Source organism: Mesorhizobium sp. M4A.F.Ca.ET.090.04.2.1, from assembly GCF_003999085.1.
Classification (GTDB): Bacteria; Pseudomonadota; Alphaproteobacteria; order Rhizobiales; family Rhizobiaceae; genus Mesorhizobium.
Map to the genome: position 1 here is coordinate 1 of NZ_RZOT01000552.1, position 4,005 is coordinate 4,005.

At 65.0% G+C, this 4,005-nt stretch carries 3 protein-coding genes; all 3 read left to right on the forward strand.

What is annotated here, in order from left to right; translation table 11 throughout:
- Nucleotides 1-73 precede the first annotated feature (73 nt).
- The 3 genes from EN781_RS27835 to EN781_RS27845 all read left to right on the forward strand — a co-directional run bounded on the left by EN781_RS27835 (nucleotide 74) and on the right by EN781_RS27845 (nucleotide 3,782).
- Entirely contained in the window at nucleotides 74-1,024 is a 951-nt protein-coding gene (locus EN781_RS27835; protein WP_126054143.1) for an AEC family transporter, read from the forward strand.
- Nucleotides 1,025-1,199: 175 nt separating this feature from the next.
- Nucleotides 1,200-2,657, forward strand: coding sequence for an NAD-dependent succinate-semialdehyde dehydrogenase (locus tag EN781_RS27840; protein WP_126054144.1), 1,458 nt, complete (start codon nucleotides 1,200-1,202; stop codon nucleotides 2,655-2,657).
- Between the two features lie 96 nt (nucleotides 2,658-2,753).
- Nucleotides 2,754-3,782, forward strand: coding sequence for an aldose epimerase family protein (locus EN781_RS27845; protein ID WP_126054145.1), 1,029 nt, complete (start codon nucleotides 2,754-2,756; stop codon nucleotides 3,780-3,782).
- Nucleotides 3,783-4,005: the final 223 nt, after the last annotated feature.

The window sequence follows — 4,005 nt, forward strand, 5'->3', positions numbered from 1 at the left end:
GGGCAGGAAGCGGGTGGGCCTTCCTCGGCCGGCGCGATTGCGTTGCAAACGGGGCTCGCCTATCACGGGAAAAATGTCTCCGCTCACCGAAACCGTCCTCTTCGTCTTCAGCCTCGTCGCGCTCGGCTACCTTGCCGGCTTCACCGGCTATCTGAAGCCGGCGAGCGGCGAGGGCATCTCCGAATTCGCCATCAACGTGGCGATGCCGCTGCTTCTGTTCCAAACGATGGTGAAGTCCGACTTCCACGGCGTGGCGCCATGGTCGCTGTGGGGCGCCTATTTCACGGCGGTCGCGATCACCTGGGCGGTGGGGCATCTCGTCACCACGCGGGTCTTCGGCAGGGATTCGCGCACGGGCATCGTCGGCGGCGTGTCGTCTGGCTATTCCAACATCGTCCTGCTCGGCGCGCCCTTCATCCTCGGCATATTCGGACCGAGCGGCTTCGAGGTCCTGTCGCTGCTGGTCTCCGTCCACCTGCCGGTCACGATGATGGCCTCGATCGTCCTGTTCGAGATGTTCGGCCGCGGCGCCGGCGAGCCCGCGCATCCGCTGCGTGTCGTCACCAGCTTCCTCAGGCGGCTGTTCCTCAATCCGCTGATCATCGGCATACTCGCCGGACTTGCCTTCCGCCTGAGCGGCGCGCCGCTGCCGGAGCTCGTCTCGCGTGTGGTCGATGCCCTGGCGGATACCGCCGGGCCGGTGGCGCTGTTCGCCATGGGGCTCAGCCTGCGCCGCTTCGGCATCTCCGGCAACATCCGGCCGGCGCTGGCGCTGTCGGCGCTGAAACTGTTCCTGATGCCGGGGCTAGTGCTTGGCCTGGTCTGGGTGCTTGGCCTGCCGCCGCTGACGGCCAAGGTGGCGGTGGTGGCGGCGGCTCTGCCCTCGGGCATCAATTCCTACCTGATCGCCGTCCAGTTCAACACCGGCCAGGCGCTGGCGTCGAACCAGATAACCATCGCGACGGCGAGCGCGGTGGTGACCACGTCCTTCTGGCTGACGGTGGTTCTCCACGTCTTCGGATAGGGGAGCGGCCGGCCAACTCTCGCCTTTGCTGGTCCAACCCCTATATGCCATCTTGCGATTGCTTGCCGGCCTTTCCCTAGGTTAAGAGCAGTGGCTCCAGCGTGCGGACATCGCGCACGCGCATTGAAGATATCCAGAAAAACGGCCGATCAGCGCGCCGAACGGAGGCCAGACCATGCTTCAGAAAACCAGCCATTTCATGCGCCAGGCCAATCTCATCAACGGTGAATGGGTGCAGGCCGACAGCGGCCAGACGGTCGACGTCAACAATCCGGCCACCGGCCTCAAGATCGGCACCGTGCCGAAGGCCGGCAGGGCCGAGACGCGCCGCGCCATCGAGGCCGCCGAGGAAGCCTTCAAGAGCTGGCGCAAGACCACCGCGCTCGAGCGCTCGAAGCTTTTGCGCAAGCTGCACGACGCGATGATGGACAATCAGGACGTGCTCGCGGAACTCTTGACCATAGAGCAGGGCAAGTCGCTGTTTGAATCGAAGGGCGAGATCGGCTCGGCCGCCGCCTACATACTGTGGTTCGCCGAGGAAGGCCGGCGCACCTACGGCGACATCGTGCCGTCGCCCTGGGGCGACCGCCGCATCCTGGTGACCAAGGAGCCGGTCGGCGTCATCGCCGCCATCACGCCGTGGAACTTCCCGTCCTCGATGCTCGCCCGCAAGCTCGGCCCGGCGCTCGCCGCGGGCTGCACCGCGGTGGTCAAGCCGGCCTCGCAGACGCCGTATTCGGGCCTCGCCTGGGGCGCGCTTGCCGAGGAGGTCGGCTTCCCCAAGGGCGTCATCAACATCCTGACCGGTTCGGCCGCCGAGATCGGCGACGAGATCTGCGCCAACCCGCTGGTCAAGAAGATCACCTTCACCGGCTCGACCGAAGTCGGCAAGATCCTGATCCAGAAGTCGTCCGTGACGGTCAAGAAAGTGTCGATGGAGCTCGGCGGCAATGCGCCGTTCATCGTCTTCGACGACGCCGACATCGACCGCGCCGTCACCGGCGCCATCACCGCCAAATACCGCAATTCCGGCCAGACCTGCGTGTGCACCAACCGCTTCCTCGTGCAGGCCGGCGTCTACGACAAGTTCGTCGAGAAGCTGGCCGCGGCAAGCAACAATCTGAAGGTCGGGTCCGGCCTTGAAGAGGGTGTGCAGCAGGGACCGCTGATCGACGACAAGGCGGTCGAGAAGGTCGAGGAACTGATCGCCGACGCCACGTCGAAGGGCGGCAAGGTGGTGGCCGGCGGCAAGCGCCATGCACTCGGCGGTTCGTTCTTCCAGCCGACGGTGATCGCCAATGCCACGCCGACGATGCGCTTCATGAAGGAAGAGATCTTCGGCCCGGTCGCTCCGGTGTTCAAGTTCGAGACCGAGGAAGAGGCGATCGCGCTCGCCAACGACACCGAATTCGGCCTCGCCTGCTATTTCTACACCGGCGATCTCGGCCGCGCATTCCGCGTCATGGAAGGGCTGAAATACGGCATGGTCGGTGTCAATGAGGGCCTGATCACCACACCGGAAGCGCCGTTCGGCGGCGTCAAGGAATCCGGTCTCGGCAAGGAAGGCGGACATCAGGGTATCGAGGACTATCTCGACACCAAATATGTCTGCATCGGCGGCCTCGGCCTCTGACAGCAAACGGAAGGGCAGGCGCAAGGCCTGCCTTTCCCATAATCCAACCCGGCCGGGACCGGCTGAGTCGACAGATCAACGAACTGACTTTCGGGCATGACGATGAAGGACGGCGAAGTCTTCGGCACGACGCAGGCGGGCGAACCCGTGCGCCGTTTCACCATTCGCGGCGGCGGCCTCACCGCCAACATCATCGGGCTTGGCGCCATCGTCCAGGATCTGCGGCTTGCCGGCCACGACGCGCCGCTGGTGCTGGGCTACGACCGTTTCGAGCCCTATGAGACCGACAGGGCCTTCTTCGGCGCCGTGGTCGGCCGCTTCGCCAACCGCATCCGCGATGGCCGCTTCACCATCGCCGGCAAGCGCTACCAGACAGAGCGCAACTTCCTCGACAAGCACACGCTGCATGGCGGCTCGGAAGGCTATTTCCACCGTCCGTGGACGGTCTCGCTGCATGGCCGGGATTTCGTCACGCTGACCTTGCATGACGCTGACGGCACGATGGGCTTTCCCGGCGCGCTCGACGTAACCTGCACCTACCGGCTCAAAATCCCCGGCACGCTCAGCGTCGAACTGACCGCCACGACCTCCGAGGAGCCGACGCTGTGCAATCTCGCGCAGCACTCTTACTTTAACCTCGACGACGGCGGCGCCGGCGATATCCTCGACCATCGGCTGATGCTCAATGCCGGCGCCTACACGCCGGTCGATGCGGAGATGATCCCGACGGGCGTGGTGAAGCCGGTCGACGACACGCCGTTCGACTTCCGCCAGGCGCGGGCATTGCGCATGGAGAGCGAGGGCGAGCAGCTTCCCTACGACCTGAACTTCTGCCTCGCCTCCACGCACGGGCCGCTCAAGCAGGCCGCCTGGGCGCAAGGCGCCTCATCGGGCGTCGAGATGGAGGTCTGGACCACGGAACCCGGTCTGCAGCTCTATACCGGCCAGTATCTGGCGCCGTCCTCGGCAGGGCTGGAGGGGCGTCAGTACAGGGCCTATTCAGGCCTCTGCCTGGAGGCGCAGGTCTGGCCGGACGCGCCGAACCGGCCCTATTTCCCGCAGGCCACGCTGTGGCCGGGGCAGATCTATCATCAGGTGACGGAATATCGGTTCCGGCTACCTTAAGCGTGCCGATATTCAGGTGAGGCCGGCCTGCGAACGCTGGTTTTCTGCGCTTCCGCTGCTCACGTACTCGAGTACGCTCCGCTCCGGTTCTCGAAAACCACCGTTTTGGTCGCTTCGCGCCCGTCTTCGACTCCGACTCGGCCTGACCTGAGTCTCAATACACCTTAGCTAGTTGCCGAACGCTGCTCTCAGCGTTTCAAATGGCGCCAGGGCGCCGCGCACC

Bases quoted from the DNA above. Each gene is read 5' to 3' on its own strand.
- EN781_RS27835 (WP_126054143.1), top strand. From the start codon at position 74: ATGTCTCCGCTCACCGAAACCGTCCTCTTCGTCTTCAGCCTCGTCGCG.
- EN781_RS27840 (WP_126054144.1), top strand. From the start codon at position 1,200: ATGCTTCAGAAAACCAGCCATTTCATGCGCCAGGCCAATCTCATCAAC.
- EN781_RS27845 (WP_126054145.1), top strand. From the start codon at position 2,754: ATGACGATGAAGGACGGCGAAGTCTTCGGCACGACGCAGGCGGGCGAA.